Source organism: uncultured Senegalimassilia sp. (genome assembly GCF_934636665.1).
Classification (GTDB): domain Bacteria; phylum Actinomycetota; class Coriobacteriia; order Coriobacteriales; family Eggerthellaceae; genus Senegalimassilia.
The window spans coordinates 16723-39774 of record NZ_CAKUAT010000016.1 but is presented as its reverse complement, the minus strand read 5'-3'; the positions used below and the strand labels follow the sequence as shown (position 1 = coordinate 39774).

The 23052-nt window shown below is 63.6% G+C and carries 18 protein-coding genes and 1 tRNA gene; 3 read left to right on the top strand and 16 right to left on the bottom strand.

Going from position 1 to position 23052, the window contains the following annotated elements:
- Positions 1-175: 175 nt before the first annotated feature.
- Positions 176-1222 (bottom strand): ABC transporter substrate-binding protein, encoded by a 1047-nt coding sequence (locus Q0G75_RS07385; RefSeq protein WP_294416691.1) that lies wholly within the window; start codon positions 1220-1222, stop codon positions 176-178.
- A gap of 371 nt (positions 1223-1593) precedes the next feature.
- Between Q0G75_RS07385 and Q0G75_RS07380 the strand changes: the two genes are divergently transcribed.
- A complete protein-coding gene (locus Q0G75_RS07380) occupies positions 1594-2337 on the top strand; it encodes a phosphoribosyltransferase family protein (protein ID WP_294416692.1) in 744 nt (247 codons plus the stop codon).
- 208 nt (positions 2338-2545) lie between these two features.
- On the opposite strand, the gene Q0G75_RS07375 is transcribed toward Q0G75_RS07380, so the two are convergent.
- Positions 2546-3862 (bottom strand): glycosyltransferase family 2 protein, encoded by a 1317-nt coding sequence (locus tag Q0G75_RS07375; RefSeq protein WP_294416693.1) that lies wholly within the window; start codon positions 3860-3862, stop codon positions 2546-2548.
- A 524-nt stretch (positions 3863-4386) separates the two neighbouring features.
- On the opposite strand from Q0G75_RS07375, the gene Q0G75_RS07370 reads away from it, so the two are divergent.
- Entirely contained in the window at positions 4387-5022 is a 636-nt protein-coding gene (locus tag Q0G75_RS07370; RefSeq protein WP_294416694.1) for a GNAT family N-acetyltransferase, read from the top strand.
- 181 nt (positions 5023-5203) lie between these two features.
- Here the strand turns inward: Q0G75_RS07370 and Q0G75_RS07365 are convergent, their stop codons facing one another.
- The 3 genes from Q0G75_RS07365 to Q0G75_RS07355 form a co-directional block, all read right to left on the bottom strand.
- Positions 5204-5680: a hypothetical protein gene (locus tag Q0G75_RS07365; protein ID WP_294416695.1), complete on the bottom strand. Its 477-nt coding sequence runs from the start codon at positions 5678-5680 to the stop codon at positions 5204-5206.
- Positions 5677-7584 (bottom strand): HAD-IC family P-type ATPase, encoded by a 1908-nt coding sequence (locus tag Q0G75_RS07360; protein WP_294416696.1) that lies wholly within the window; start codon positions 7582-7584, stop codon positions 5677-5679. The genes Q0G75_RS07365 and Q0G75_RS07360 overlap by 4 nt, the downstream gene beginning before the upstream one ends.
- A 101-nt stretch (positions 7585-7685) precedes the next feature.
- Positions 7686-7760, bottom strand: a tRNA-Thr gene (locus tag Q0G75_RS07355).
- Between the two features lie 469 nt (positions 7761-8229).
- On the opposite strand from Q0G75_RS07355, the gene Q0G75_RS07350 reads away from it, so the two are divergent.
- A complete protein-coding gene (locus tag Q0G75_RS07350; protein WP_294417921.1) occupies positions 8230-9345 on the top strand; it encodes a putative ABC transporter permease in 1116 nt (371 codons plus the stop codon).
- A 137-nt stretch (positions 9346-9482) separates the two neighbouring features.
- On the opposite strand, the gene Q0G75_RS07345 is transcribed toward Q0G75_RS07350, so the two are convergent.
- The 11 genes from Q0G75_RS07345 to Q0G75_RS07295 form a co-directional block, all read right to left on the bottom strand.
- Positions 9483-10400, bottom strand: a complete 918-nt coding sequence (locus tag Q0G75_RS07345) for a TIGR03915 family putative DNA repair protein (RefSeq protein ID WP_294417919.1) — start codon at positions 10398-10400, stop codon at positions 9483-9485.
- A complete protein-coding gene (locus Q0G75_RS07340) occupies positions 10397-11869 on the bottom strand; it encodes a putative DNA modification/repair radical SAM protein (protein ID WP_294416698.1) in 1473 nt (490 codons plus the stop codon). Before Q0G75_RS07340 ends, Q0G75_RS07345 begins: the two co-directional genes overlap by 4 nt.
- Positions 11870-11957: 88 nt before the next feature.
- A complete protein-coding gene (locus Q0G75_RS07335; protein ID WP_294416699.1) occupies positions 11958-12917 on the bottom strand; it encodes a 4Fe-4S cluster-binding domain-containing protein in 960 nt (319 codons plus the stop codon).
- Between the two features lie 339 nt (positions 12918-13256).
- The gene (locus tag Q0G75_RS07330) at positions 13257-14234 is read right to left on the bottom strand and encodes an NAD(P)-binding domain-containing protein (RefSeq protein ID WP_294417917.1); all 978 of its coding nucleotides are present in this window, start codon (positions 14232-14234) and stop codon (positions 13257-13259) included.
- A gap of 3 nt (positions 14235-14237) precedes the next feature.
- Positions 14238-15173, bottom strand: a complete 936-nt coding sequence (locus Q0G75_RS07325; RefSeq protein ID WP_294416860.1) for a DegV family protein — start codon at positions 15171-15173, stop codon at positions 14238-14240.
- Positions 15174-15232: 59 nt separating this feature from the next.
- A complete protein-coding gene (locus tag Q0G75_RS07320; RefSeq protein ID WP_294416858.1) occupies positions 15233-16135 on the bottom strand; it encodes a DegV family protein in 903 nt (300 codons plus the stop codon).
- Positions 16136-16186: 51 nt separating this feature from the next.
- Positions 16187-17650, bottom strand: coding sequence for a nicotinate phosphoribosyltransferase (locus tag Q0G75_RS07315; protein ID WP_294417915.1), 1464 nt, complete (start codon positions 17648-17650; stop codon positions 16187-16189).
- 59 nt (positions 17651-17709) lie between these two features.
- Positions 17710-19308 (bottom strand): regulatory iron-sulfur-containing complex subunit RicT, encoded by a 1599-nt coding sequence (gene ricT / locus Q0G75_RS07310; RefSeq protein ID WP_294416854.1) that lies wholly within the window; start codon positions 19306-19308, stop codon positions 17710-17712.
- A gap of 14 nt (positions 19309-19322) precedes the next feature.
- The gene (locus tag Q0G75_RS07305; protein WP_294416851.1) at positions 19323-20498 is read right to left on the bottom strand and encodes a DNA polymerase III subunit delta'; all 1176 of its coding nucleotides are present in this window, start codon (positions 20496-20498) and stop codon (positions 19323-19325) included.
- A gap of 5 nt (positions 20499-20503) precedes the next feature.
- Positions 20504-21403, bottom strand: a complete 900-nt coding sequence (gene tmk, locus Q0G75_RS07300; protein ID WP_294416850.1) for a dTMP kinase — start codon at positions 21401-21403, stop codon at positions 20504-20506.
- A 4-nt stretch (positions 21404-21407) separates the two neighbouring features.
- A complete protein-coding gene (locus tag Q0G75_RS07295) occupies positions 21408-22562 on the bottom strand; it encodes an NADP-dependent malic enzyme (RefSeq protein ID WP_294416848.1) in 1155 nt (384 codons plus the stop codon).
- Positions 22563-23052 lie beyond the last annotated feature (490 nt).

The window sequence follows — 23052 nt, the reverse complement described above, 5'->3', positions numbered from 1 at the left end:
GCTCAGTGCGGCGAGGCTCTCGCGACGCAACCGCAATCCGGTACAGCAAGACCCTCGCGATCGACCGCCGCCCAGCACGGCAAGCCCTCGCGATCGTCTGCGGCCCTCTACAGCAAGGCCCTCGCGATTGCGAGGGCCTTGATCAGAGATGAAGCCGAGTTCAGCTTGCTATCGATTAGTTCGACGCAGTGCTTGCGGCGCCGTTCGAAGCGCTAGAGTCGCTGGTGCTGCTGGAAGCGGCGGAGCTGCTATCGGAATCGGAGCTGGTGGTCTTGCTGTCGGAGTCGGTCTTGCTGGTGCTGGAGCCGGTGTTGCCCGTGAGCGTGCCGATGGCCGCGTTGGCGGAGTTGAGCACCTCGCCCATGTCGTCCTCGTCATCGGAGGCGCCGGCGGTCAGCTTGATGCCGGAAAGGTCCATGGTGGTGCCGAGCCACTTCTTCTGGATGATGGAGGACACGCCGTTGGAGTTCATAGCGGAAAGCGCATTGGACACAGCCTGCTTGAGCTGGGTGTTGCCGTCAAGCACGCCTACGCAGTAGCCGCTGGCCTGCTGCATGAGCGCGACCATGTGAACGTCCATGCCGGCGTTGTTCGAGACATAGGACCCCACGACGGCGTCGGCGGCCACATACTGCACCTTGCCGGACTCAAGCGCGGAGAAGGCGCTCTTGAGGTCCTCGGTGGTGGTGATGGTGGAGTTGTCGAACTCGTTGGTGACGGCCCATGCGCTGTTGGAGGACACCTGCGCGGCGATCTTGGTGGGGGCGGAGTTCGCCGGCACCGTGGAGTTGGAGGACTGGGCGAACAGCGCCACAGCGGTGGGCAGGTACGTGTCGGACGTCCAGAAGCTGGGGGAATCGGACTTGTTCACGCCCATGACCACGTCGACCTTGCCGGAGGTGAGGGCACCGGCGGCGTCGGTGGACACGTCCACGACCTCGAGCTTCAGGCCCAGCTGGTCGGCCAGGGCGGCCGCCATGTCGACGTCGATGCCGACGATCTTCGTGGAAGAGGAGGGCTGACCGGCAAGGGGCGCGTTGTTGGCGTTGACGCCGACGCGCAGAACGCCTTCCTGGGCGATGACGGGCTTGCTGACCGCAGGCGTGGCCTCGGGCGGCGTGTACGATTCCTGTTGCTGTTGGCAACCGGTGGCAAGCAGCAGCATGGCGGCGCAGCAGACGGCCGCGGCGCAGCATGCGGCAAAGCGCTTGAGATGCTTCATGTTCCGACTTCCTCCATCTCGTGCATGTGAAAACAAGCTTCTTCCGACTGACCTAGTTTTCGACCCCACACTCGCGCACCGGGGCTTGGCTTTCGCGCCACCCTCTCCCCCGTCGCGACGGTATGCCGCTCGTATAAACGGAGGGTGCGTCTTACCTCTAGGATACGCCGTGCTCGCCTTCGCGGACGCGCCGCGGGACTTACGTGGATCCTTTCGACCGCATCTGCCATGGACTAGGGCCTTCGTGGAAAGCCCGCAACTACAGACTCGAAAGAAGCCTTAGTAGTGTATCAGATACGCAAGGAGCAGAGGGTTTCGCGGCGCGTTTTCCGCAAGGGTTTCGCAAGACGGCGCGCTCTATGCTTCCAGACATGAGAATGCTGTCGAACATAGCAGGGGCCTGCGCCCCGATCGCCGGCGAAGCCGCGGAGGCCTTGGCCGAGACCGTATGGCCGACGCGATGCGCGATCTGCGACACGCCCGGACACGTGCTGTGCGATTCCTGCCGGGCGGCGCTCGCCTACGTGGACTGGTGGCGCGCCTGCCCCCGCTGCGGCGCGCCGTTCGGGCGCGTGCAGTGCTGCGAGTGCAACGAGGTGATGCTTGCGGCGCAAGGGCGCACGCGCCCGGCGTTCGACGGCATGGCGGCGGCTGTGTCGTTCGAGGAAGGCGCCGCGCGCATCGTGCGCACCTGGAAAGACGCCGGGGAAAGGCGCTTGGCGACCGAGATGGCACAGCTCATGCTTCCCCAGGTGCCGCCCGCATGGCTTGCCGGCGCGGTGGCGGCGCCCATACCCGCGAGCGCCGCCGCACGCCGCCGGCGCGGCTTCGACCACGGCCGCGAGCTTGCCTGCGCCGTTGCCGGCATGGCGGGGATCCCCGTGGTCGAGGCGCTGGCGCGTCCCCGCACCTTCGACCAACGCGCGCTCGGACGGCGCGGGCGCATCCATAACCTGCAGGGGCGCTTCCAGGCGCTGCCGGGCGCCACGGTGCCTGCCCGCATCCTGCTCGTCGACGACGTGTGCACCACGGGTTCCACTATGAACGCGGCCTGCGACGCCCTACGCGCGGCAGGCGCGGTGGAGCTGCACTGCCTGGTGTTCGCCCGCGTATAGCGAACGCGCCCACGACAAGGGCCGGCGCCCCGGCAACTCGCATCAAAAACGTTACTGGCGCTTTCCCCGATTTCCCGATGCGCCCACTAGAGCTACACCCAGACAAGCGCGATCCTGCAAGCAGAGCCGTTCGCAACACGTTCCCAAACGCAAGAAAGGCGGCCCCAAGGCCGCCTTCCCGTTTCGTACGTTGTTTCGCCGTTCAGCGCTAGGCGCGTTCGCGGCGGGATTCGCTTTCGGCGAACTCCTGCACGTCCACGTTGATGGAGTGCTTGATGGGCTTCCAGTTGCACTTCTTCACCAGCGCCACCAGCGCGATGGGCACGTAGGTGAGCATGAAGAACGGGAACGTGAACATGTAGCGGATCTTCTTGCCCGTGGTGGAGTGGATGGAATCCCATTCCACGAACGTGGTCAGCACGCCGAACATGAACATGAACACCATGTAGTTCATCAGGCAGAAGCAGATCGACGACACCGAGGAGGCGACCATGACGCCCGTGGACATAAGGCCCGCCGCCGCCAGGGTGATGATGATGGCGTTGAACGTCACGCTGATGATGGTGAGCAGCATGCCCGGGGCGATGGTCATGAGCATGTCGTAGCAGGCGAAACGGCTGCCCTTGGGGTTGGTGGCGATGCCCTTGGCCAGTCGGGCTCCGTAATGCCAGAACACCTGATAGAAGCCCTTCGCCCAGCGGAAACGCTGGTTCCAGGAATCGCGGAACGTGATGGGCTGCTCGTCGTAGAGCACGGCCGTAGGCGTGTAGCTGATGCGCTCGCCCTCCAGGATGGAGTTGGCGGAGAACTCGATGTCCTCGGTGAGCAGGTGCCATTTCCAGCCGCCGTTGCGCTCGATGATCTTCGCGGACACGAAAAAGCCCGTGCCGGAAACGGCGCAGCTGGTGTTGAGCGTCAAGCGGGCCTGGTTGAGGAACTTCGCCTCGCGCAGGAACCACACGGCGTAGCCGGCGGAAATCCAGTTGCTGTCGTAGTTCTTGGAGTTACGGTAGCTGGTGGATGCCACGGCGCCGTTGTCGAAGGTCTTGTTCATCTCGCGGAAGTAGTTCACATCAAGCACGTTGTCGGCGTCGAACACGAAATACGCCTCGTAGCCGCGATCGGCATACTGGCTGCGGATGACGTTGAAGCCGTAATCGAGCGCATAGCCCTTGCCCACCTGCTCGGTGTTGAAGCGCGGGAACACGATGGCGCCGGCCTCACGGGCGACCTCGGCGGTGTTGTCCGTGCAGTTGTCGGCGATGACGAACACGTCGATGAGCTCGCTCGGGTAGTTCTGCACCTTGATCGAATGGATGAGCTGGCCGATGACCGCGCTTTCATTGCGAGCGCTGATGACGGCGGCGAACTTGTGGTTCTTCTTCGCGACAAGCTGCTTGGGCTTGCGGGTAAGCACCACGAACACGTAGTAGAGCTGGTACGTGTAGCAGATGGTGAACGCCAAGAAGACGCAGAAGTTGAATATGTCCACGAACGAGACATGCGAGAAGAACTGATCTAGCACCTTTGCTCCTTTTACGGGCCGCACCCGCTTCGCGGCCAACCTCAGGCGCCGCCTTCGGCGCCCCCGGATACCCATACGGCATCAGGCAACGTCCCGCGCGCGTATATGCTGCATTGGTAGGTTCGTTGTAGGCGGAACGTTTCAAACCTGTAGAAGTATAGCGGCATGCGGCCCGTTTGTCGCGCGTGCTGCGCCATTTGGCTCAGTATACGACCGCCAACAGGCGGAATCGCCCCATTTGCACACAGGGTGCGCACACGCCCTTCATAAAATCGAGCGCTCGTGCGACGGTGGTAATGCTTGCTGACGACTCTCGCAATGCGCAAGATTGGCCGAACATGCTAAGGCCCTCGCAACTGGAATAATACTTCCCACTAATGATTTGCGGCACTTTATTGCCTTTCGCAGGTAAGTCTTCGATTCTTCGTAAACCCGATTTGCACTACAAGCCATCCTTTGCTATGGTCCAATATCATACTAGTTGGTCTGATATTGGACTATTCGTAAGGAGCACTGAGGTTTTTATGGAGCACGTTGAATATCGCACGCTTCGGGACGAGGACATCGAGGCGCTTGGCGCCATCCTCGGCGACACGTGGCACAGCTACACCGACGGCAGAAAACGCATCGCCTCTGGAATCATCGATTTCGCCAACTTCGCGAAGCGCAACACCTTCGCCGAAGTCGCCGTTGTCGACGGCTCCCCCATCGGCGTGATCATGGCAAGGGCAGGCGCCCCTAGCGAGCAAACGCAGGCGCATTGGAAGGCCATCGAGCAAGATGCGCGCAAATTACTTGATGAGCTGGGCGGCAGCAGCGCAGACCTTACGCGATTTCTTGAGGCTATGGAGCAAGCCGACCGCGACCTGCTTGAGCAAAGCGGCTGCAACCCCGATTTCGAGCTAGTGCTGTTCGCCGTATCCGACAAAGCAAGAGGCCTGGGAATCGGAAGCACGCTCATGAAACACGTTCAACGTTACCTGGCAGCTGAAGGGGCCTCGAAGGCGTTCATCTTCACCGACACCGACTGCACGTGGGAATACTACGAGCACCGAGGCATGAGGCGTGCGGCCGAGCAGCCTTTCGCCGACGACGAGACGCGGATCCTTCCCGAGCGCATGTTCGTTTACGAGATGGACCTGGAGGGCATCGGGCGATAGCGCCGGAAGCCGCACCGTACGCGGGGGCATAGGAGCTAACGAGCGGTTTACCGCCCTTGCCCCCGATGGGACGCAGGCTGCCGCCCGTCGCCCTCGCGAGGAGACAGGCCTCCATCCTCCCCCCCGTCGGGGCGAATCAGCGGCGCAGGTCGCCATCCGTTCCCCCGCTGAAATGGAGACCCTATTCAGATTCACAGATACGCGCCGCATGAAGCGCATCCAGCTTGAGGTAGAGCGCGTGGAACGCCACGGCGGATAACGCCGCGGCGATGCCGTGAAACACCCACATGCCCGGTGTGAACGGTGCAATGCAGAACACGCCGGGCATGAGCAGGCACGCGCCAGCGGTGCCGCCGATCACCACGACAAGCAGCGCCGTGCGGATAGCCGTGAACGGTATGGATAGGCGGATCACCAGGTTGCATCCGATCCAGGACGTCAGCAGCACGCACAACGTGGACACCTGCTCGTAGTCAAGGCCCATGAGGCAATAGCCCACCACGTTCGCCGCAAGGATGCAGCACACCGAGCATACAGCGCCGGGAATCGACTTGACGATGACGTTGTCCAGGAAACGACCCCGGATGCGCTCTCGGTTCGGTTCGGGTGCAAGCACGAACGACGGTATGCCGATGGTAAATGCGCTGATGAGCGTCATCTGGATAGGTTGGAAGGGATATTGCCACGGCGCAGCGATGAACAGCAGGGCGGAAGCGATGGACGACAGCGTTTCACCAAGAACAACGATGCGGAACGCTGCAAGTTGTTGATGGATCGACGCCCTTCGGCCACCACCTTCGGCATGCTGGCGAAGTCGTTGTCGACGAGCACCAGCTGCGCCACGTTGCGCGCGGCATCCGAGCCTGCCGCCATGGCGACGCTGCAATCCGCAGCCTTGAGCGCCAGCGTGTCGTTCACGCCATCGCCGGTCATGGCAACGGTGTGGCCGGCCTTTTGGAGCGCCAAGACGAACTGCTTTTTCTGCTCAGGCTTCACGCGGCCGAACACGCTGTCGCACGCTAGCGCGCGTTCCACATCGGATTCGGTTTTCAACGTGGAGGCGTCCACAAAACGATCGGAGCCTTCCACCCCCACCTTTTCGGCGATGCCGGAAACGGTGCGCGGATCATCGCCGCTGATCACAAGCACGCGCACGCCCTGGTCTTTGAAGTAGGCGATGGTTTCCGCCGCCGTTGGGCGGATCTGATCCCGAATGCCCACAAACCCGAGCGGCCGAAGATCTCCCCGAATGTTCCCGAACTCATCGAATCCTTCCACGCGAGCGATGAGCAGCAGGCGCGCTTCGGCCGCAAGCCGTTCGACCTGCAGTCTGACGCGCTCATAAGCGTCGCCGAGCACGAACTGCGCAGCGCCCATGACATAGCACGACCCATCCGAAAGCTGAGCGCCCGACCATTTCTTGTCCGAGCTGAAAGGAATCATGCGCGAACACGTTTCGGGACGGCCTTCTGCATCCTTGAAATATGCGGCTATCGCTCGAGATGTCTCGTTGAGGTCATCGTCGGCGCAGGCGATGGCGCGCAACGCGCGGCGCGCTTCCCGATCAAGCGCATCGGGCGCATCCTGGGCGGCTTCGCCCTCTACAGGCCGCACCCAGGCAACCTCCATGTCGCCAGTGGTGATGGTGCCCGTTTTGTCCAGGCAGAGCACATCCACGCGCGCCAGCGTTTCAATACAGTACAGTTGCTGCACGAGCACCTGGCTTTTCGACAACCGCACGACGGCCACGGCTAGAACCGTTGACGTGAGAAGGATCAACCCCTCAGGAATCATGCCCACCAGCGCAGACACCGTTGATAGGATGGCGCTGTTCAGCTCCGAGTTGCCCGATAGATAATCCCGCGCGAACAGCAACGCTCCCAACGGGAACATGATGCAGCTGACGAATTTGATGATGTCGTTGAGGCAGCGCATGATCTCCGAGCGCACGGCCTTGCGCTCCTTTGCCTCAGCGGAAATCTTCGCCGCATAGTTCTCAGCGCCAACGTGGACCACGCGCGCGTACACCGTGCCGGAATTGACGAACGATCCGCTCATGAGCGCATCTCCAGGCTGTTTGCGGATAAGATCGGCCTCACCGGTAAGCAGGCTTTCGTTGACCCGGCATTCGCCGCTCACGACCTGCGCATCCGCAGGGACTTGATCCCCGCGACGCAATACCACAACATCATCGCGCACCAGCTCATCGAGCGGCAGCTCTGCTTCCATGCCATCGCGCAACGCATGCGCTTTCGAGCCGGCTATGATCGACAGCCTGTCGGTGATGCGCTTCGAACGGATCTCCTGAACGATGCCGATAACGGTGTTGCATACGATGACCACCATGAACAACATGTTCTTGTACGACCCCGTGAACAGCACGATAAGGGCCAAGACAGCGTTCACCAGATTGAACAGCGTGCATACGTTGTCATGGACGATCTGCCCGACCGATCGCGTTTTCACGCCCGCATCGACATTGGCCTCGCCCGCGGCGATGCGCGCCTGCGCCTCCTCGGATGCGAGACCAAGCGAAGCCTCTATCCCAGCAGCCTCGTTCATTCCGCTTCCCTCCAACCGACGCCGCGTCAATACAGACCAAGAACCCGAACAACGTGTAACAAAAAGGCCACCGCAGGAAAGCGATGGCCTTGACGTAACGATGGAGCCGGCAACAGGACTCGAACCTGCAACAGGCAGTTTACAAAACTGCTACGCTACCATTGCGTCATGCCGGCACACGAAAGTGCATGTCGAGCCATTGTACGACAACAACCCGGATTCTCAAAGCTCATCCCATAAAAGGTACAACCATCAACACCAAAATACAGCCGAGCACGTTACGCACCCGAATACGGCTGAAGGCATATGGGACCTCCCCCCCATAGGTTCTTGCGTGTTTCGCTTAAGCCATCGCTTTCGTTTATCATTCTTAATGCAAATTAATGCACGGATGCTCTTGTTTTGCGCATCGCAACCGAACCGTAAACCGCTCTTGTCGAACTGCCGCCAGTATCTGGTTATACTGGTTCGCGGTAAGAACCCGCTATCCTACGAACGCGATATCTCATTTGGAGTGTTATGACTAACGACGAACGACAATCTTCCCCTAACACAACGTCCTCCCCCAGGGTAAGGAAACGATTCCGAGCCGACCGAGACGCCATCGATCGCAAACGCCTTCCCTTGGCGGTGAAGGTATTCGGCGTGTTGTGCCTTGTGGCAGGCGGAGCTACCGCGGTGCTTTTGACGATCACCATCGTCACCATGGTGCTGGCATTCACCTCCGGCAACCTTGACATCGAAGCCTCCACCGCCACCGTGGTCATCTATGTGGTGGAATCGGTGCTGTACACGGCACTGGCCTCCATGTTCGCCATCTTCGGCATCCGCTTGCTGCGAAACAAACGCAAACATGCCGCACGAGGCACCGAGGCCATGATATTCATCTTGGCCGCCATCATCATCTGCTCCATCATGCTCAACGGCCTGGGAGCCAACGTGATCCCCCATGCCGTGGTGGCGGTGTTCCTGATCGTCATGCAGTCCTACCTTGACCCGGCGCTCGCCGGCGAGCGCGAGCTTCGCCGCAAGCTGCGCGACATGGAAACCAGGGAGCAAGCGGAAGACGGCACGCTCGGCCTTGATCCCACCGGTCGCGGCTACATCACCCTGAACTTCTTCAATCTGTTCTGGATATTCGTGGTATGCAGCGTGCTTGGCCTTGTCATCGAGACCGTCTATCACGTGCTGGTGGTGGACCCCGGCGTTTACGAAGACCGGGCTGGATTGCTGTTCGGGCCTTTTAGCCCCATCTACGGCGTTGGCGCGATGCTGATGACCATGGCGCTCAACCGCTTCCATAAAGCGCCTTTCCCCGTGATCTTCCTGGTAAGCGCGGTGATCGGCGGTGCGTTCGAATATGCGGTCAGCTGGTTCATGCAGTTCGCCTTCGGCATCGTTGCCTGGGACTACACCGGAACGTTCCTTTCCATCGACGGCCGTACCAACGGCATGTTCATGGCCATGTGGGGCGTGCTGGGCCTGTTCTGGGTGAAACTATGCCTTCCCTGGATGTTGCAACTGGTCAACCGCATCCCCTGGAACTGGCGCTACTCCCTAACCACCGTATGCGCCGCCTTGATGATAGTGGACTGCGGAATGACGTTGATGTCGCTTGACCGCTGGTACCAGCGCGAAGCCGGTGTAGCCCCCGACAACGCCATCTCCCGCTTCATCGACGACCACTTCGACAACCAATACATGGAGCAACGCTTCCAAAGCATGTCGATCGATCCGGACAACGCAGCTCGTACGTTGTAGGTAAAGCCATGCCGCCGATGCTTGCCAGCAGGCATCGGCGGCACCCCAAACGCAACGCCCCTTCCAACCGACGCGTTCCCACCTGCCTTCCCGAAGATATTGCGGCAACAAAAGATCGCCCATGCGCGCTCGCGTTTTTACAGCCGCTTATCCAGGGGCAGCGCAGCAACAGAAGCGCATCGCCCGCGCATGCAATCGCGGTTTTCCTGCCGTCGACCTGAGGACATAGCTGCCTCGGGTAAAGCGCTCTTCCCACTGCCGTCCGACAGCTCATCACGCACCTCCACGATGTTGCGCCATAACCGCTTCGGCATGAACTGCCTTCGAAGCTCAGGGTGATAACGAGCCGATATGGACATGGCATCGTAGAACCCCCTCCATGCCGCTTGCATAGCGGCTTCATCGGAGGCATGTTCGGGCAGATGTACCTCATCGGTTTGCGCCAAATACCAGCCTGCGCCATCGTAGATGCCCGCGACCTGATGAACCTCGTCGTATACGACGAAACGCTCGGTGTTGAACCGACCTGCAAACCAGTCCATGAGCAACGGCACCACATTTGCCTTGGGGTTGCACTTTGCAAACCATATGCCGTTTTCAAAGTGCTCGAAACGCAGGAACTGCATCATCAAATGCCGCTCGTTCATCACCGAACGGTCAAGACGGGCAACGGGGCCGGCGACGGGATGGGTCAAGTTGCGAATCAAACCGCTGTTCGCGGCAGCAGGCCGCGCCATGACATGCCGGACGAACCGATATACCGCAACGCCGGCGGAAGGGTCATCCGACAGCGACGCGTGCAACACCGCATCCCAGGCATCCCGCCCTGCTTTTCGCACGATCCCCGCCTTCACGCGCGAGGCCAACGCCGCATCGGTTTCGATATAGTGCACGCTTTGCCCTAACCGAGGCTGCAACGCGGTCTCGGTCGAAAAGTCTTCAGGCTGCTCATGCAACGCATATGCCTGGAATATCGCCGTTAGCAGCCCTTCGGTAGTACCATCGTGCACATACGCCACGTTGTTCAGCGGCTCCCTGCCGACATCCAAGCTCATGCGGGCACCTTCTGCCGGCCCTGCAATGCATGCTGCCAACCGAAGACCCCATCGGCCACGCCTTCCTGAACCGCCGGCGCCTGCAGCTGCTGCGTTCCACTCGCGCTGCCGCCCAGCATGGCCGCCTTATCCCCTGCTCCTATGGCTGCACGCCCAACCTCGGACCCGAACAAGCTAAGCTGACCGGGCAACACCTTCCCTGAGCGAGCACCATGCCGACCGCCGTCTATAGGGCTTGCCAACTGCGCCCGCAACGCCTCGGGGCTGAACTCCACCCCGTTGCCTTGGTACTTCCCGTTGCAGGTGATGAAGTAACGCGCCCGCTTGAACGCGATTCCCAGCTTGCGAAGCTCCCCTTCCCGCAAGCACGAGGTGCGTCGAGCGCGTATGATCAAACGAGCCCCGCGTGGACCTATCCCCGGCACGCGTAGCAGCACTTCCAACGGCGCGGTGTTCACTTCCACCGGAAAAAGATCCAGATGATTCACCGCCCATGCAGCTTTCGGGTCAACGTCCATCTCCAAGTTCGGCGCGTCGGCGCTGATGATTTCCGATACGTCGAATTTGTAATAGCGCAGCAGCCAATCGGCCTGATACAGCCTGTGCTCACGGTTCAATTGCACTGCCGTGTTCTGCGGCAGACGCTCATCGGAGCTTACCGGCAGATAGGCGCTGAAGAACACACGCTTGAGCTGCAGCGTTTTATAGAGCGCCTGCGACAGGTTGAGAATCTGGAAATCGGTTTCTGGCGTGGCCCCTATGATCATCTGCGTGGACTGCCCTGCCGGCACGAACGCACGCCCCCGCTCCTTCGGGCGAGTGGAAGGCAGATACGTTGTGCTTCGACGCGACATCCCGCGCGACTCCCGGTCCTGCGCCATGTTGTCTCGGATTTGACGCATAGGAGCTATGATGCGCTGTTTGGTTTTCTGGGGGCACAGCAAGCCCAAGCTTGTCTGACTGGGCAGCTCGAGGTTCACGCTCATACGGTCCGCAAGATGCCCAAGCCTGTCGATGAGCTCCGGCGAGGTTCCCGGCACGGCCTTTGCGTGGATATATCCGCGAAATCGATGGTGATCGCGTAGCAGCTGCAACGTGCGTATCATGAGCTCGGTGGTATGGTCGGGCGACCCGATGACACCTGAGCTGAGGAACAGCCCTTCGATATAGTTACGACGGTAAAACGCCATGGTGAGATCGGCCAGCTCTTCGGGCGTGAACGCGGCGCGAGGCACCTCGTTGCTGCAACGGTTGACGCAATACGCGCAATCGTACACGCATACATTGGTCATGAGCACCTTGAGCAGCGATATGCAGCGACCATCGGGCGTGAAGCTGTGGCAGCATCCAGCGCCCAGGGCGTTGCCGACATAGCCGGCCTTCGACCTGCGCTGCAACCCCGATGACGTGCAGGCGACATCGTATTTCGCCGCATCGGCGAGGATCTCCAGCTTCTCCTGCACATCCATGGACAACCCCTTCCACAAACATCCGTACGTGTAGTAGGCTCATACTATACTCGTACGCTTGTTCGTGGTCAAGAACGTTTGTGCGATATTATCGCGGCACCCCGGTCAAATCGAATGCGGGTATGAAGCTGTCCTTCGCCGCGCCCCCCTGCTGCCAGAAATAATCCTCGATTCCCAGGGAGTCGGCATAGTCCAGCAACTCCTCGTATTCGCCATCCGAAACGCGTCCACCCAGCTCAGGACAACGCTGAAGTTGGCGCTGCGCCCACGCATCCCCAGCTTGCGCCGCATCGGCCAGCACCGGCGTGTACTGGTTCATCAGAGACAACAGCACATCGCCTCCGAAACGCTCCCATACCGTACGCACCACGCGCTTGGAATCCTCCAAGGCACCGGGCAGCATGAGGTGGCGCACCACCACCCCGCGCGTAAGGCGCGGCTGTCCGTCCACCTCATCGCCATCGGGGGCGCCCACGCAACGCACCATCTCCTCAAGGGCTGTCAGAGCCACTTCGGGATAATCGGGTGCCGCGGAGTAACGACGGGCAAGGCTGCTCGAGCAGTACTTGAAATCGGTCAGGTACACGTCCACCGTGCCGACGTTGTCCCGCACGGCCTGCACCGTCTCGTACCCCGAGGTGTTCCACACCACGGGCAGGGCCAAGCCACGGGCACGGGCACGGGCTACGGCAGCCCGGATATGGGGCGCATAATGCGTCGGCGTGACGAAGTTGATGTTCAACGCCCCCTGTTGCTGCAGGTCAAGGCACATATCCACCACATCATCCACCGTAACGGGCACGCCAGCGCGCCCATCGGCGATCACCTGGTTCTGGCAGTACACGCATCGGAGCGGGCAGTTCGAGAAGAACACGGTGCCGCTGCCGCGAGAGCCGCTGATAGGCGGCTCCTCCCACATATGCAATGCCGCACGGGCCACTACCAGCTCCCCTTGCGCCCCGCACACGCCGCGCTCGCCGGCAACGCGGTCGACGCCGCACGCCCTCGGGCACAGCCTGCAGCAAGCTAACGCTTCTTCGAACTCCATAGCAAATCCCTTCCCCGCTTCTCTACGCGATTGCGCGTCGAAACCGTTCGCACGCGCCACCGCCTGCTGCGACGTAGCGCCCGCCCTGCCAAACGACCGTCCAGCCGCCCAGCCGGCAAAACGGGCCCGCATCGCGCAACCCGGCTCTGCGGCGCACGGCTACGGCATCCGCCCAGATCAAGCAAATGCGCAATCGCCCTTACCGCTAAAAAGGGCCCGCAATGCGCGACCCGGCCCGGGACGAGCAGCACGCATCAGCAACTGCGCCCTTCCAAGCAGCCGGGCCGCCGCCTTGCGGGCCCTCATACATCATTCGACCGCCCTTTACGGGCAAGACGCCTAGTTAAAACCGGGATAAGCGCCCGTCATGCCGTCGTCGTCCATGATACCGGCATCGCCGAAGTCATCGCCCCAGTCGGCGTCCTCGTCATGGTCGTGGTCGTGACCATGGTCGCCGTACGTTTGCTCGGCGCGGGTCCAGTCCAGGCCCTCCTTCGCGCATGCGTCTTCCTCGCGATATACCAACGACAGCGCCGAGGGGGCCTTGTCCGAGCCGCCGATGATGGCCAGAAGCTCCAACAAGCGCTGGACGGCCTCGGCCTGCGGCAGGATAAGGTCGGCATCGTCGGCGGTGGTCAGCGCCGCGGTCAGTTCGCCCATGAGCATCTCCACCGTGTAGGTGCCGTCGAAGCGGCCGTCGGTGACGGCGGCCAGCAGCGCATCGCCGGCCGGCGTGATCGCACCGGCGCGCATGCCGGCGATCTCGCCCATGTCGGAGGACGTGCGCACCGCGTGGTACAGCGCATCCGCCTCCACGGCGGCGACCAGCTGCGCCGCCGCCTGCAGGCTATACGCGGCGCGGGCAAGCTGGGCCGATCCCGGGCCGCCGGCATCGGTGACGTGGGCTACCAGCAGGTCGAGCACCTCGCGCGCCGCCTCGACGCAGTCCTCCTCGCCGCCCACGAAGCAGCCCAGGTTCTCGCGTGCCGCGAACGCGTCCGGCACGGCCACGTCGGTGACCACAAGCGGCGCCTCGACGGCGACCAGGTCGGCAACGCAGGCCATGGCATTGAGCTCGCGGGCGAAGGTGGGCGTGGTGCACGACAGATCGATGAGCAGCGTGCCCTTGCGCGCACCCTGCACGATGCCGTTGTCGCCGTAATACGCATCCTCAAGCGCGCTTTGAGCGGTGAAGTAGGTGATGACGGCATCCGCCGCGCCCGCATCGCCCACGCGCTGCCAGCCGGCGCCGCACAGGCGATCGGCCACCATATTCCCCACCGTGTCGTTTCCTGCGAACACGAAAGCCTTCGTCATGGCTTAACCCTCTTTCTTGATCTTGCGGGCGATGCGGTCGGCCACTGAAAGCTCCTCACGCTTATCGCCACCCCAAAACACCACGGCCAGCATGCCCGGCCCCACGTGGCTGCCGATGACCGGCCCGATGCTGCTTTCCAAAAACAGCAGGTTGTCGTCCTCTTTCGCCAGCAGCTCCTTCAGGCGCGCCGCGTCCTTGGGGCAGTCGGCGTTGCCGATGACCACGCAACGGCCCGGCATTTGATCGGTCATGCGCTTCGAGCAGTACTCGGCCAGCTGCCTGATGCCCTTCTTGCGCCCGCGCGCCACGCCCGTCAGCGCAAGCTTGCCCTCGATGCTGATGTTGAGCAGCGGCTTCACGTCGAGCTTCGCACCCGCGTAGGCGACGGTGCTGGGGATGCGGCCGCCGCGGCGCAGCGATTCCAGATCGTCCACCATGAACTCGGCGTCCACGAAGTAGCGCGCCTCCTCGGCCCATGCGGCAAGCTCGCGCGCCGTCATGCCGTTGTCGCGCTGGTTGAGCGCCTCGTAGACCAGAAGCGCCTCGGCGATAGACGCCAAATAGGTGTCGACCACGTACAGCTCTGCCTCAGGGTGCTCGGCGATCAGCTGGTCGCGCACCATCACCGCCGTGTTGAAGCTGCCGGAAAGGCCGCTGGTGAAGCTCAGGTACACGGTGGGAACGCCGCTTTCAATGGCCTTCGAGAACACGTCGTGGAACACCGTTACCGGCACCTGCGCCGTGGACGGTTGCGATCCTGCGCGCATGCCCTCGTAGAACTCGTGCGGCGTGACGGTGCGATACAGATCGTCGCTATGCTCGCCCTTTTCATCGATATAGGGGAACTCCAACAGCTGCACGCCGGGACGGTCGATCACCTCGAAGGGGAGGTCGCAGCAGGAGTCGATGATCAGATTGCATTTCGGCTGGGCTTCCATGCATCTCCTTTCGTTGGAACGCCCGCGCCCGCAGGCGGTGGGCGGATTTTGCTTCGCGCCTAGGAAGCGCAGGTCAAGGCCGCCTTCGGCCCGGTGAGCTTGCCCGATACGGCATGCGCGCATTCATAGGCGACGCCGACGGCCGGGCCCACGTGCAACCCCACCACCGGGCTTACCGGCAGCACGCTGACCTTGCGGCCGAGCATGGGCTCGATGACCTCGTGCGCCCACTTCACCGCCGGGGTCTTATCGCCGATGTAGTGCACCACCACATCGCGCAGGCCGTGCTCCTCGATGTCGGCCTTCATGGCCGCCACGATCTTGTCCAGCGCCTTTTTACGCGTGCGCACCTTGGCATAGGTGACCGGGGAACCGTCGCGCACGGCAAGCACCGGTGCCAGCTGGATAAGGTTGCCCAAAAGCGCCGCCGCGCCGCCGATGCGCCCGCCCTTCTGCAGAAACGTCAGGCTCTCCGGCGTGAACAGGAAGCGGGTGCGCTCGATGGCGTCTAGGGCTGCCTGCGCCACGCCGCGCAGGTCCTCGCCCGCATCGCGCGCCGCCACGGCCTCGAGCACGGGGAAAGCCTCGTCGAAGCCGCACGACTGCGAGTCGACAAGTTCCCATTTGAAGCCGATGTTGCGTGCGGTCACCGCGCGGATGGCGCGCAAGGCGCCGTCATAGGCGCCCGAAAGCCCCGTGGAGATGAAGATGCCGCACACCTGGTCGCCGGCGCGGGCCGCATCCTCGAACACCTCTTCCAGCAACTGCTGGGACGGTTGGCTTGACGTGGGGATATCATCCACCATGTCATAGATATCGGCATAGAACGCATCCAAGTCCATGGTTGCGTCCTCATATTCCCTGCCGTTGCGGTTCACGTACAGCGTGACCACCTGGATATCAAGCTGGGCGGCCATCTCCTGCGTGATCGAAGACACGGAATCGGTGATGATCCTGATCATGAATCCCCCAATCGGAAGCGCGGCTTAAGCGCGCATACATTACGTTCAACCCTACGCGATACCGCGAAGCTTGCCAACAAGCGCGCGGCGGCGCTCACAAAGACCATACTCCAAGCCCACCGGATAGGTGTGGGGGTTGAGCATGCGCTTCTGGCTCTCGTCCAAGCAGGCAAGGCCTTCACGGCAGCGACGCTGCGCCTCCATGGCGCTGCGACCGCTTGCGTCGAGCACCACCTGCCCGTTACGGGCCAGAGGATCGAGCATCGTGGAAAACCGCTTGCCCGCAAGCTTCTTGCGGCGCATGGAATCGAGCGGGTCCACGATGACCTGGCCCTCGTCCACGCCGGCGTTCACATCGAACACCATATCGCCGGCGATGGTCCCGTCGTCGTTATAGTAACGGCGCACATCGAGCACGCCCGGCACCGTCAGCTTCGCCGCCGACTCGCTGATCTTCAGGCGGTCGACCCACTCGGCCTGCCCCGGGGCGCGCGTCGCCGAAAGCTTGTACACGCCGCCGAGCGTAGGTTGGTCGAACGCGCAGGCGAGCTTGGTGCCCACGCCCCAGCTGCTCACGGGAGCACCTTCGTCCAAGATGGACTGGATGGTGTATTCGTCCAGGTCGTTGGACAGCACGATGCCGCAATCGTCCAAGCCGGCAGCGTCGAGCATGCGGCGCGCCATCTTCGCCAACCAGGCAAGGTCGCCCGAGTCGATGCGGATGCCGGCCAGGCGCTCGCCCCGGGCGCGCATCTCGAGGCCCACGGTGATGGCGTTGCGAATGCCCTGCTCCACGTCGTAGGTGTCCACGAGCAGCACGCAGTTGCGCGGGAACTCGCGCGCATAGGCGCGGAACGCCTCGAGCTCGCTGGGGAACGACATGACCCACGAGTGCGCATGCGTTCCCGACACCGGCAGGCCGTAGGTTTTACCCGCAAGCACATTGGACGTGGATGCGCAGCCGCCCACCACGGCGGCGCGGCTTGCCCACATGCCGCCGCCGGCGCCCTGGGCGCGGCGCAGACCGAACTCGGCAACGGGCAGCCCGTGGGCAGCCAAGCACACCCGAGCGGCCTTGGTGGCGATGAGCGTTTCGAAGTTCACGCAGTTCAGAAGCGCCGTTTCGATGAGCTGGCAATCCATGATGGAGCCCATCACGCGCACAATCGGCTCATGCGGGAACACCACGGCGCCCTCGTGCACGGCGTCGACGTCAACGCGCAGCGAGAACGTGCGCAGGTACTCCAAAAACGCCGGCTTGAACAGCCTCCCCCCGCCCGGCGCATCAAGGCTTCCCAGGTACTCCACGTCCTCAGCGCTGAACGAGAACCCGTCGATGAGCTCGGCAAGCTGGTCCATGCCGCAGGCGATGGCATAGCCGCCGCGGAAGGGATAGTCGCGGAAATACGCATGGAAACAGGCCTGCGTGGCGCCCTGCCCCGTCTCCCAATACCCTTGTGCCATGGTCAGCTGATACAGATCGGTGAGCAGCTCGTGGCCGTTTTCCCCGTGCACGTTGATACCTCCTGACGCAGGCGCCCCCGCTTTTGCCCAAGCGGGGGCGCGAGATGCTGCTAGTTACCCTGCGGGGCGCCCTGGCCTTCGCCGGCGCCTGCGGCTTTATGGCTGCGGCGACGAGCACGGCGGTGCTGGCCGGGAGCCTGGCCTTCCTGGCCGCCTTCGCGCTGCTTGCGTTGCCCGCCCTGGTCGGGACGGGGCCCCTGAGCCAAGCCCGAGGACTTCTGGCCGGGACGCACGCGGGGCTTAGGACCCTGGTTGTCGGGCTTGCCGCCGCGCTGCGCATCGGCGCCGCCCTTGGGGCCCTGGCCGCGCTTGCCCGCCTGCTGGGCAGATCCGGGCTGCTTGCCGCCCTGGTTCTGCTGCTTGGCGTCCTTGCCGCCCTGGCCGCGGCGCTTGCTCGGCTGCATGCCGCGGCGCTTGGCCTGGCCCTCCTTGGGCTGCTTGCCGCCCTGGCCGGACTGCTTGCCGGCGGACGCGGCGCTTGCAGCTTGGGCGGAATCGGTACGCGGAGCCTGATTCTCCCCCGCCTGCGCAGCGCCGCCCGAGACCTTGGTGGAGCGGCGACGACGCGGCTTGCGCGCGGGCTGAGCTTCGGCGGCCTTCTGCTCGGCGCGCTCGCCCTTGCCGCGACCGCGCCTGCTGGAGCGACCGGGTTTGGCCTCGGCGGCGCCGTCGGCCTTCTTGCCGCCCGGGACGTGACGCACGCTGGCGCGATCAGCAAGCTTGTCCTTGCCCGACAGCTGCGGCGTTGCCAAGGCTGCGGCCGCGCCGAAAGCATCGCCGGGCTGCTCGCTCAGCGCGCGCTCCCAAGCCTCGCATCCCAGGCACTTCGGACGTGTGCCCTCCTCAGGCGCCTCGAAATCGGAAAGCGGGACGCGCACGGGCTTCTCTCCCTCGATGCGCAGCGACACCACCTCGCGCGGGACGTCCAGATCCACCACCTTCGCCACACCATCGGGCGTTTCCACCTGGGCGTTCTTCTTCGGCGCACGGCTTTTGAAGTCCTTGTAGGCATCGTATTCGTAACGAAGGCAGCACATGAGCCTGCCGCATACGCCCGAGATCTTCTGCGGGTTCAGCGACAGGTCCTGCTCTTTGGCCATGCGGATGGACACCGGGCAGAACTCTCCGCCCAGGCGCTTGCAGCACAGCTCCTGGCCGCAGTGGCCAAGGCCGCCCACCATGCGAGCCTCATCGCGAACGCCGATCTGGCGCATGTCGACGCGCACATGCAGGCGCGACGAGAGCGTGCGCACCAGCTCGCGGAAGTCGACGCGGTTCTCGGACTCGAAGTAGAACACAGCCTTGTCGCCGTCGAACAGGTACTCGACCGAAACCGGGCGCATCTCCTCGGAGGCCTTCGCGGCAAGCTCCTTGAACACGGGAAGCGCCTCGGCGGCACGGGCCTCGAGCTCGGCCTGCTTGGCACGATCTTCGTCATCGGCCACGCGCAAGACGGGCTTCAGAGGGGTTTTCAGCTTCTTGACCTGGTCAGGCGTTGCCTCGAACGCAGGCTCGCCCATATGGCCGAACTCGGTTCCCCGGGCGGTTTGGACCACGACGTCGCATCCGGCGTGCAGTTCCAGCTCGCCCGCATCGAACCACAGCGTTTTGGGGTTGTAGGGCAGGTTGACAGGCGCTATGCGGACCATGGCGCTCCTTCTTTCTATCTGGTATACGCCCGCGGCGCCGCGTTGGGCAGCGCACGGCCGTACAGTATGTCGCGAACCTCGAGCAGCATCGCGTCGATGCACGTCTCAGGAGATACATTATAAGAGATGGCAACGTCGCAGCGGCGCACGGCGGCGATGGCCGCGGCGGCACGTGCGGCGTCGGTGCGCGCCGCGGCTTCCTCGACGGAAGGCCTGACGTCGGCGTTGACCACTTGATCGGTCGCGCCCGCGGCCTGAGCCATAACGTCGCGCAGCCACGAGCGGGTGATGCCCGTGAGCTGACGCAGCGACTCGGCGGTCTTGGCCGTGAGCTGACGCTTGTTGCGCGCCTCGATCTGGCGGATGGCCGACTTCGCCAGGAAGTCGGCGTTCTCGGCAAGCTCGGCCTCCTGCTCGGCGCGCACGGTATCGAGCGGAAGCTTCACGCGCACCACCAAATCGGCGGCGAACCCGATGACGTCCCAATCGTCGGCGCGGCGCAGGCACGCCAGCACCTCGAGCACCCGGGCGCGGAACTCCAGGCGCTCATTGGACTTCAGGAACTCCACCGCGCGGGTGATGGAGCCGTCGCAGGCCTGCAGCGCCACGCGCGCCTGCTCGGGGCTTGCGCCCGAGTTCTGCACCACGATGCCCGCAGCCTCCGAAACCGGGATGGTGCGGAACGGCACCACCTGGCAGCGCGAGACGATGGTGGGCAGCACGCTTTCGCGCGTGCGCGCGAGTAGGATGAGCACCACGTCGGCGGGCGGCTCCTCGAGCGTTTTCAGGAACGCGTTGGCCGCCTGCACGCCCAGCAGGTCCACGCGATCGAGGATGTAGACTTTGCGATCGGCCTGGATGGGCGCCAAGGCCGTGTCAGCCACGATGCCGCGCACCTGCTCGACCAAATAGCCGGCAGCACCCTCGGGCTCGAACATGCGCACATCCGGGTGCTTTTTGCGCATGATGCGCCCGCAGGTATCGCATGCGCCGCAATTGCCGCCGCGAGGGCCCTTGGGGCCTTTCGGGCACAGGATGCCCTGAGCGAAGGCAAGCGCCGCAAGCGTCTTGTTCGAGCCTGCCGGCCCGCAGAACAGGTACGCGTGGCTGACGCGCCCCGATGCCACGGTGGCGCGCAAAAACTCGCGCACCTGCGGCTGGCCCAAGATGTTCTCGAATGCGTCTGCCATAAGCGCTACTGCTGCTCCTTGCCCGAACGCTCCGCACGAGGCGTCGATGCGGAATCCTCGCGGTAATCCACACGGCCCTCATGGGTGCGATGAACGTCGAGACGCTCGAAGTAGGCCTCGTTGGCGCGCACGAAATCGCCCATCCACGGGAACAAGTCCGCCAGCTGAGCGAATACCTGCACGGCTGTATGCGATTTGCGCTCGTTCGAGCGCACCAGCCGCACACGGCTCGGGTTCTTTTCGGCGATCTCCAAAAACGCCGCGTTCACGCGAGCGTGGAAGTCCTCGCCTGCGCGTTCCATGCGATCGGCCCCGGCGCGGCGCGTGGCGCGCTCGAGCCCCTCGGCGGCGCTTGCCGCCACCAGCAAGATGGTGCGATCGGGCACGATACCCTGGCAGGCGAACGCGTTGGCCGCTTCCACGAACGAGCGGTCGAGCCCGCGCCCATAGCCTTGGTAGGCCACGGTGGAATCGGTGAAGCGGTCGCACAGGACCACGGCCCCGCGCTCGAGCGCCGGGGCAATGACCTGGCTGACCAGCTGCGCACGTGCCGCCTCGAAGATGAGCAGCTCGGAAGCATCGCACATATTGGAGTTCGCCGGGTTCAGCACCACGCCGCGCAGCTGCTCGCCCACCTCGGTGCCGCCGGGCTCGCGAAGGCACACGACCTCGCGGCCCATGGCGGTGAGGGCGTTGGCCAGAAAGCGGATATGGGTGGTCTTGCCGGCGCCGTCGCCGCCCTCGAACGTGACGAACACGCCGCGCTCGGGCGCCTGCTCTGCAGAAAGCGCCTGATCGGCGGCTTGCGCGGGAGCAGCCGGATGCGCCGAGGCGCCCGAGGTCGGACGGCCCTCGCGCATCATCGGCACCTCGCTCACGATGCCCGTGTTGCGGATATCGGCCACGTTGCTATCCCTGCACGGCGCCGGCCACGGCGGCGGCCACAGCTTCCACGGCGCGCGGGTCGAACGGCTCGGGCATGATGAAGTCCTCGCACAGCTCGTCATCGGAGACGAGCGCGGCCAGCGCCTCGGCGGCGGCCAGCTTCATCTGCTTCGTGATACGCGTGGCACGCGACTCCAGGGCGCCCTTGAAGATACCGGGGAACGCCACCACGTTGTTGATCTGGTTCGGGAAGTCCGAACGGCCGGTGCCCACCACACGAGCGCCGGCGGCGCGGGCCACGTCGGGGAAGATCTCGGGCGTGGGGTTGGCCATGGCGAACAGGATGGCGTCGGAGTTCATGGATTCGACCATCTCGGCGGACACGATGCCCGGGGCGGAGACGCCCACGAAGATGTCGGCGCCGCGCATGGCGTCGGCCAGCGTGCCTTCCTCATCGTTGAGGTTGGTGGTGGCGAGCATGGCGCGCTGGGCCTCGTTGATGCCCTCGGAACGCGAGTTGATGATGCCGCACTTATCGCACAGGATAAGGTTCCTGAAGCCGTAGTTGAGCAGCAGCTTGGCGATGGCGATGCCCGCCGAGCCGGCGCCGTTGACCACCACGCGGCAGGCCTCCTTCTGCTTGCCCGTCAGGCGAAGCGCATTGATGACGCCGGAGAGCACCACGATGGCGGTGCCATGCTGGTCGTCGTGGAACACGGGGATGTCGAGCTCGTCGATCAGACGGCGCTCGATCTCGAAGCAGCGCGGCGCGGAGATGTCTTCCAAGTTGATGCCGCCGAAGCTGGGGGCAAGGCGCTTGACGGTCTCGACGATCTCGTCGACGTCCTGCGTGTCAAGGCACAGCGGGACGGCGTTCACACCGCCGAAGGTCTTGAACAGCGCGCACTTGCCCTCCATGACGGGCATGGCCGCGGCCGGGCCGATGTTGCCCAGGCCGAGCACGGCCGAGCCGTCGGAGACGACGGCCACGGTGTTGGCCTTCATGGTGTACTTGTACGCATCGGAAGGGTTCTCGGCGATCTTGCGGCACGGCTCGGCGACGCCGGGGGTGTAGGCCAGCGCCAGGTCCTCGCGCGTTTCGATCCTCATCTTCGGGACGGTTTCCAGCTTGCCCTGCCACTGCTCATGCAAACGCAACGATTCCTGCGCGATATCCATGCTGCTCCATGCACCTTTCCCTATGCACGGCGCCGGCGGCGCCGTTTAACGTGAGTGTTCCCGCCCCTTGCGGAAAGCGGTTGTCCTGCTAGGGATTATACCCCTTGCATCTTGCCGCCCGCACACCGTGCGCGCTCTCCCCGAAAAACGCCCATGAGGTGTGTTTCGCCCGATGAGCTGGGGGCGTACAAACGATAGGTAAGCGAATGCGGGGAAAGGCGGCCGAGCCCTCGGGCCGTACCGTCGACGCAAGGCCCGATGCGCGGTAAACCATTTGCGACACGCGATACGCCCGGCAAAAGCAACGATAGAAGAGGACGAAAACGCAAAGCGATACGCGGCGAGCCCCCGCTCATTCGCGGCGATACGGGCGGGAGGCCCCTTCACGTCGCGCGGTCACGCGGAAAACCCCGCCCCGCTCCCCGGATTGCGTGGAATTCCCCCACCGGGCCGCTGCATGGCGCACAATAGGAACACGCATCAAAAGGAA

Bases quoted from the DNA above. Each gene is read 5' to 3' on its own strand.
- Q0G75_RS07325 (WP_294416860.1), bottom strand. From the start codon at position 15,173: ATGGAAGCCCAGCCGAAATGCAATCTGATCATCGACTCCTGCTGCGAC.
- Q0G75_RS07385 (WP_294416691.1), bottom strand. From the start codon at position 1,222: ATGAAGCATCTCAAGCGCTTTGCCGCATGCTGCGCCGCGGCCGTCTGC.
- Q0G75_RS07295 (WP_294416848.1), bottom strand. From the start codon at position 22,562: ATGGATATCGCGCAGGAATCGTTGCGTTTGCATGAGCAGTGGCAGGGC.
- Q0G75_RS07360 (WP_294416696.1), bottom strand. From the start codon at position 7,584: ATGAACGAGGCTGCTGGGATAGAGGCTTCGCTTGGTCTCGCATCCGAG.
- Q0G75_RS07305 (WP_294416851.1), bottom strand. From the start codon at position 20,498: ATGGCAGACGCATTCGAGAACATCTTGGGCCAGCCGCAGGTGCGCGAG.
- Q0G75_RS07370 (WP_294416694.1), top strand. From the start codon at position 4,387: ATGGAGCACGTTGAATATCGCACGCTTCGGGACGAGGACATCGAGGCG.
- Q0G75_RS07345 (WP_294417919.1), bottom strand. From the start codon at position 10,400: ATGAGCTTGGATGTCGGCAGGGAGCCGCTGAACAACGTGGCGTATGTG.
- Q0G75_RS07320 (WP_294416858.1), bottom strand. From the start codon at position 16,135: ATGATCAGGATCATCACCGATTCCGTGTCTTCGATCACGCAGGAGATG.
- Q0G75_RS07330 (WP_294417917.1), bottom strand. From the start codon at position 14,234: ATGACGAAGGCTTTCGTGTTCGCAGGAAACGACACGGTGGGGAATATG.
- Q0G75_RS07335 (WP_294416699.1), bottom strand. From the start codon at position 12,917: ATGGAGTTCGAAGAAGCGTTAGCTTGCTGCAGGCTGTGCCCGAGGGCG.
- Q0G75_RS07340 (WP_294416698.1), bottom strand. From the start codon at position 11,869: ATGGATGTGCAGGAGAAGCTGGAGATCCTCGCCGATGCGGCGAAATAC.
- Q0G75_RS07380 (WP_294416692.1), top strand. From the start codon at position 1,594: ATGAGAATGCTGTCGAACATAGCAGGGGCCTGCGCCCCGATCGCCGGC.
- ricT (WP_294416854.1), bottom strand. From the start codon at position 19,308: ATGGTCCGCATAGCGCCTGTCAACCTGCCCTACAACCCCAAAACGCTG.
- Q0G75_RS07365 (WP_294416695.1), bottom strand. From the start codon at position 5,680: ATGACGCTCATCAGCGCATTTACCATCGGCATACCGTCGTTCGTGCTT.